At 65.1% G+C, this 5,526-nt stretch carries 9 protein-coding genes; 3 read left to right on the forward strand and 6 right to left on the reverse strand.

Annotated elements, in window-relative coordinates; genetic code table 11:
* The coding region (locus CIK71_RS13685) for an NAD(P)H-binding protein (RefSeq protein ID WP_141393728.1) at positions 1 to 683 on the forward strand (683 nt) is incomplete at its 5' end.
* 192 nt (positions 684 to 875) lie between these two features.
* Here the strand turns inward: CIK71_RS13685 and CIK71_RS13690 are convergent.
* The 5 genes from CIK71_RS13690 to CIK71_RS13710 form a co-directional block, all read right to left on the reverse strand.
* Positions 876 to 1,463 (reverse strand): GNAT family N-acetyltransferase, encoded by a 588-nt coding sequence (locus CIK71_RS13690; protein ID WP_241964075.1) that lies wholly within the window; start codon positions 1,461 to 1,463, stop codon positions 876 to 878.
* Positions 1,460 to 1,798: a HigA family addiction module antitoxin gene (locus tag CIK71_RS13695; protein ID WP_338022883.1), complete on the reverse strand. Its 339-nt coding sequence runs from the start codon at positions 1,796 to 1,798 to the stop codon at positions 1,460 to 1,462. Before CIK71_RS13695 ends, CIK71_RS13690 begins: the two co-directional genes overlap by 4 nt.
* Before the next feature lie 282 nt (positions 1,799 to 2,080).
* A complete protein-coding gene (locus CIK71_RS13700; RefSeq protein ID WP_096166241.1) occupies positions 2,081 to 2,401 on the reverse strand; it encodes a GNAT family N-acetyltransferase in 321 nt (106 codons plus the stop codon).
* Complete coding sequence (locus tag CIK71_RS13705) at positions 2,395 to 2,610, reverse strand: hypothetical protein (RefSeq protein WP_096166242.1); 216 nt, start codon at positions 2,608 to 2,610, stop codon at positions 2,395 to 2,397. The genes CIK71_RS13700 and CIK71_RS13705 overlap by 7 nt, the downstream gene beginning before the upstream one ends.
* Positions 2,611 to 2,756: 146 nt before the next feature.
* Positions 2,757 to 3,272, reverse strand: coding sequence for an Lrp/AsnC family transcriptional regulator (locus CIK71_RS13710; protein WP_096166243.1), 516 nt, complete (start codon positions 3,270 to 3,272; stop codon positions 2,757 to 2,759).
* A 66-nt stretch (positions 3,273 to 3,338) separates the two neighbouring features.
* Here CIK71_RS13710 and CIK71_RS13715 point away from each other — a divergent pair, with 66 nt between their 5' ends.
* Both CIK71_RS13715 and CIK71_RS13720 read left to right on the forward strand, forming a co-directional pair.
* Positions 3,339 to 3,977: a LysE family translocator gene (locus CIK71_RS13715; protein WP_096166244.1), complete on the forward strand. Its 639-nt coding sequence runs from the start codon at positions 3,339 to 3,341 to the stop codon at positions 3,975 to 3,977.
* A 65-nt stretch (positions 3,978 to 4,042) separates the two neighbouring features.
* A complete protein-coding gene (locus CIK71_RS13720) occupies positions 4,043 to 4,969 on the forward strand; it encodes a ketopantoate reductase family protein (RefSeq protein WP_096166245.1) in 927 nt (308 codons plus the stop codon).
* 98 nt (positions 4,970 to 5,067) lie between these two features.
* On the opposite strand, the gene CIK71_RS17540 is transcribed toward CIK71_RS13720, so the two are convergent.
* A complete protein-coding gene (locus CIK71_RS17540; RefSeq protein ID WP_141393729.1) occupies positions 5,068 to 5,373 on the reverse strand; it encodes a P-loop NTPase family protein in 306 nt (101 codons plus the stop codon).
* Between the last annotated feature and the right edge of the window lie 153 nt (positions 5,374 to 5,526).

The following is a 5,526-nucleotide window of genomic DNA, read 5'->3' on the forward strand; positions in this document are numbered from 1 at the left end:
CCACTATGCGGGACTCAACTGACGCCGAGCAGGTCCTCCTGGTCTCCTCGAGCGACCTCACTGCTGACGTCGTCGCGCAGCACCACAGGGCCATTGATGCAGCCGTCGACACAGGAGCACAGCGGATCTTGTACACGAGCGCCCAGGGGACAGCTTTCGACACGCCCTACCCGCCGCTCGCGATCCACGCCGCCACCGAACAGCATCTCGAAGCATCCGGAGTCGCCTGGACTGCATTGCGCAACGGTTTCTACGGCGACCCCACCCAGCTGCTCGGTGCGTGGCAGGAAACGGGCGTGATCGCCATGCCCGCCGACGGCCCTTTCTCCTGGATCGACCGCCGCGATGCAGCTGAGGCGGCCGCGGCGATCATCACAGCCGAGGAACCACACGAAGGCCCGATAGATCTGACGCTGCCCGAGCCTGTCACCCTCGCGGACTTCGCCGCCTCCGCATCCGAGATCACCGGTCGCCAGATCGATCGCGTCGTCGTCGACGACGAGACATGGGTGTCCGATGCGACGGCCAGCGGTACGCCCGAGGCGGTCGCGCGCTTCACTCTGTCGATGTTCCAGGCCACCAGGAGCGGACACTTCTCGGGTTCGGACCCCTCGCTCTCGCGACTCCTGGAGCGCGAACCGCGCAGCATCACCGATCAGCTGAAGGGTCTAGTTGTCCGGTAGCGCATGGACCGTCCCCGACCGGACTGCCACATGGATAGGTGACATCTTGACCTGATCGAGCGGCAGTTCCTACTCCTGCACCCTCAAATGTGATGACCGGTTATCGCTGGCCTCGATCGCCATCGGGGTCACGACAACGGTCCCCATTCTGTTGAACTGCAAGTGAACTGCAAGGCCACCGTGTTCCGGCACTTACGAACGTCTCGAGCCGCGCTCTTGACCGCTGACGTCGAGTGTCAGCCATACGGTATCGCCGTGATCCGGATCGGGGTCCCGCCGAGCAGCTTCGGTGAAGCCCAGCTTTGACAGCACCCTGAAGGAAGCGGCGTTCCATTCCCGGACTGAGGCCCAGACGCGGGAGCGCCCAGTCGTCCAAGCAGTATCGAGGACGGCGCTCGCGGCTTCGGTTGCGTATCCGCGACCGCGCACTGATCGTGCAAGTTCGAAGACGATCTCTGGCTCGTTCAGCGTCGAATCGCCGATGCTCAAACCGCAGTACCCGATGAAACCAGGCGCAACCCGACGTTCGATCGCCAGTACCGACAACCCGGACGCGGCCGACTCTTCCAGCTGCGCCTCGATGAGCTCACCGATCTCAGACTCCGTCGGGCGACCGGCATCGTCGATACGACGCCTCGCGGGCACTCTCGGGTCGCGCTCCAGCCACAACGTCCTCACGGCTCCACTGTCGGCCAGCAGCCACGGGCGAAGCCGAAGCCGATCAGTGACCAGCTCCGACTCCATCGGTGGAAACGGGCTCACCTCGGTGGTGGCACTCACGCGGACCTCAGCGGCTCGATTGCGGCGACCTGCTCGGCCGCACGATCCTCGGCGAGGTCGGGATCGTAGCGAGTCTGCAGGTCGAGCCAGAACTGCGCGGTCGTCCCGTATCGCTTGCCAAAACGCAGCGGAGCGTCGGTCGCGATCGAACGCTTACCGTGCACGGACTCGCAGATCCGACGTGATGAGTCTCCGTTCGACAATGCAGCCGTGTTCGGCGTGATGTCGAAGCCTTCGATGAAGTCTTCCATGAGGAACTCACCCGGACGGAACGGAGCGAGCTCGCCCTCGATGTCAGTGACAGTCAACAATCTCCGCCTCCTCCGAGCCAGCACCGGTCCACCTGAGGCAGGACCGCCACAGGTCCTCAAACCTACTGCTGTGCTGCCCGGCCCGATCGCTCTTCAGCAGCTCGAGCACGAGATCTTAGGCTCAACCGAGCGCACGCGCGTACCCCACCACGGCCTGTCGGAACCGTTGTTGCCTAGCGCTAGACGTTAAACCGGAACTCCACCACGTTCCGTAGCCAACCAACCTCTGGATCGACAGGTCGGCGACGCAAGCGCACTCAGCAACCGCCCGTGCGGGGTCTGCGAGTCGCCTACCCGGCGCTGGGCTCAGAGTACGTACTCGAACAGGTGGAACTGGCTCAGGTCCGTACCCTCGTAGGCCACCGTGTGGCAGCCCAGGTCGGTGAATCCGTGGCGCTCATAGAGCTTTCGCGCGGGGATGTTCTCGACGTAGGTGTCCAGGCGGACGGCCTTGCAGCCCTGCTCGCGGGCGACCTCGAGCGTCGCATCCACGAGGGAGCGTGACACTCCCGTGCCCAGGTGGTCGGGCACGACGCCCAGAGCGTGCACGACAAGGATTTCAAGCGGCTCCGCCTCGATGGTCCACGCGGCTTCTCGATAGGCGTCCACGGCGTCGTGGTTTAGCACTGTGACCCCAGCGGTCTCGCCCTCTCATCGAGCGCGAGATAGAGCTCGCCGGCTTCGACCCAGTCGGCGACCTCCTCGGGGGTGGGGTGGTTCTCGGTGTGCCAGTGCGGGAAGTCGACGGTTTCGGCCAGGTGGTCGATGATCAGCCGGTACGCCTGCTGCGCGACGGCGGTGTCAGACGTCTCTGCTCGTCGAAAGGTCAGCGCCATGCTCAGTGTCCTCTATCGTCTCTCCGACCACTGCCATGAGAGGAATCCATCGTGATGTCGGTCCGACCGTACCGCGCCGATCTGCACCCGAACGCGTTCCGCCGCATACCACTTCCTGTGGTGACGCAATGGCAGAGCTGATGGTCTCAGCCGCGTGACGCGCCTGCCGAAGGGCGGTGCCGCAGCGGGGCCACCAAGGGCTCGCCGAAGATCAGCTGCGTCCGACAGTGCGCGACCTGCGGCAGCGCCAGAAGCTTGTCGATGATGAGGGTCTGCAACTCGGTGCTGTTGGCGACTGCGACGTGGACGAGGTAGTCATCGCTGCCGCTGACGTTGTAAAGGGCAAGCGTCTCCGGCAGTGCCAGCGCCTTCTGCACGAAGTCGTTGGCCGTGTCGCGGGCATGCGGGCGGATCTGGATGCCGAGGAACGCCTGCTCACCCTTGCCGAGCAAGCTCGGGGCCACATGCGCACGGGTAGCGACGATGGTGCCGTTGCGGCGCATCCGCCGGATGCGCTCCAGGCAGGTGCTCGGAGCCACGCCCACCGTGGCGGCGATGTCCTTGTTCGGCAAGGTCGCATCCACCTGCAGCAGTTCGAGGATCGCCCAATCCACCGAATCCAGTTCGGGTAATCGGGCTGATCTCATCTGATGTTCACGCATGGAGACAGAGTAGCGAATTCTGCCCATAACCTGGCGTCCAGAAGAGTCTACGGATAGGAGGCGCAGGTGGGAGCAGAATCCTGGGCGGCGTTCACCCTCGCGCTGCTGGTAGCGCTGGCGGTCCCTGGCCCGGACCTCGTGCTCGTCGTGCACGCGGCGACCCGCGGCGTCCGAGAAGGCGCATCCACTGCAGTGGGGATCGTCGCCGGCCTGATGCTGCACGCGCTGCTCGCCGCCGCCGGAGCGACCGCCTTGCTGGTGTCCGCGCCAGGGGCGCTGACCGTCGTGCAGCTGCTCGGAGCTGGAGTGCTGCTGTGGATGGGCACGAGCATGCTTCGGGCCACCCCCAGCGCCGAACCTGACGCCACCGAGGACATCGGGCACAGGACACAGGACGGTTACGCACGCGGATTCGTCACGAACGCGACCAACCCGAAGGCGCTGCTCTTCTTCGCGGCGATCCTGCCCCAGTTCATCGGACATGGCGACGGAGCGGAGATGCGGACCATCGCACTGTGCGCCGCCGTCGTGCTCGGCGCAGGATTGTGGTGGACGGTGACGATCTCGCTGATCCGGCTGTTCGGCTTCCACCGATCCCCGGCCGCGGACCGGCTCATCACTCTCCTGGGCGGGATCGCACTGCTGATCATCGGGGCCGGACTGCTTGCCAGCACCACCTACGGCCTCATCAGCTCCGGCACGTGAACGGGACGGCCAGCGGACTCATCGACTGCCTCCGGCCCGGCAACTCATCAAAGGAACCTCACCCCATGACACGGACCCTCATCGTCGGAGCAGGAGCCACCGGCGGGGCCCTCGGGGCGCGACTCATCGCCGCCGAGCAGGACGTGACGTTCCTCGTCCGAGAGCGCCGCGCCGCGCAACTCGCTGCCGACGGCCTGCGCTTCCGCGCACCTGACGTGGACGGCGTGCACATGGCGCGCGCCGTCACCGCGCTGGAGCGCGCAGATCCGTTCGACCTCGTGATCGTCGCAGTCAAGGCACTAGTACTGGAAGCGATCGTCTCGACGGTCGCTCCCGCGATCGGGCCAGAGACCCGTATCGTCCCGCTGCTCAACGGCATGGCCCATATCGACCTGTTGGAGCGTGCCTTCCCGGGGCAGGTCCTCGGGGGCATCGTGAAGATCATTGCGGCCCTGGACGAAGACGCGACCGTCGTGCAGATGACCCCGCTGTGCAACGTGACTGTCGGCGGGCTGCTCGGCGAGGCCGTGCCCGTCGACATCCGCCGGACGCTCGACGTCGACGGCATCGCACTGGAGGTCGTGGACGACATCGCCTCGCGGTTGTGGGAGAAATGGGCCTTCATCGCCGCCGCCGGCGTCATCACCTGCCTGTTTCGCGGCACCATCGGCGACATCCTCGCCGCCGGAGGCGAAGCGCAGATCCTCCAGGCGATCGCCGAGTGCGAGCAGATCGCGGAAGCAGCCGGCCACCCAGTGAGCGCGGCAGGGCATGCACAGTCCCTCGGCCTGCTCACCGAATCAGGCTCAGCGTTCACCTCGTCGCTCTACCGCGACCTCCAGCACGGCGATCCCGTCGAGGCGGAGCACATCATCGGCGATCTTGCTGCACGTGCAGCTGCTCTCGAGACTCCGGCACCGCTACTGGACGCAGCGTTGCTCCAGCTGCCCACCCACCACCAGGCCGCTCCTCGCCAACAGCGCAGAGGTTGAAGCGAAAAGCGAAAGTCCACCGCATTCCGGTACAGAGCAACCTCTGATGGAGTTCGGCTCGAACGCACCATGTCGGCGAACGGCATCACAAGTGCCAGTCATGAACCGATGTCGAGCGCCTTGCTCCACCCCACGTCCGCGAGGACCTGCTGCAGAGCGTCGGCAGCGCTCACCGTGGCATCGAATACTGACTCATCCAGGGCAGCGACCCGGTCTGCACTGCGGTACCAGGACGCGACATCGGCTTCCGACACCTCCGCGGCCAATGCCTTCGTTCGATGCCGTTCGAGCGTCTCGTCAAGGTCGAGTTCATAGCAGTAGCAGCGAGTCAGACCAGCATGATCTTTTCGCAGCTGAGCGAGTATCTCGCCATAGCTCTCGGAATGCAGGATGCCTTCGATCACGACGTCGAGACCGGTCTATAACGGGCCCCGTCAATAACGCTAGACGTTAAACCGAAATTCGACCACGTTCCGGTGATTGCGGAACCTTTGGCGCTAAGTGTTGCGGGTCATGACGTTGTAGTCACGGAGCGAGGATGAAGGAACGGGTCCCTG

This window comes from Brachybacterium alimentarium (genome assembly GCF_002332425.1).
In the GTDB taxonomy this organism is placed as follows: Bacteria; Actinomycetota; Actinomycetes; order Actinomycetales; family Dermabacteraceae; genus Brachybacterium; species Brachybacterium alimentarium.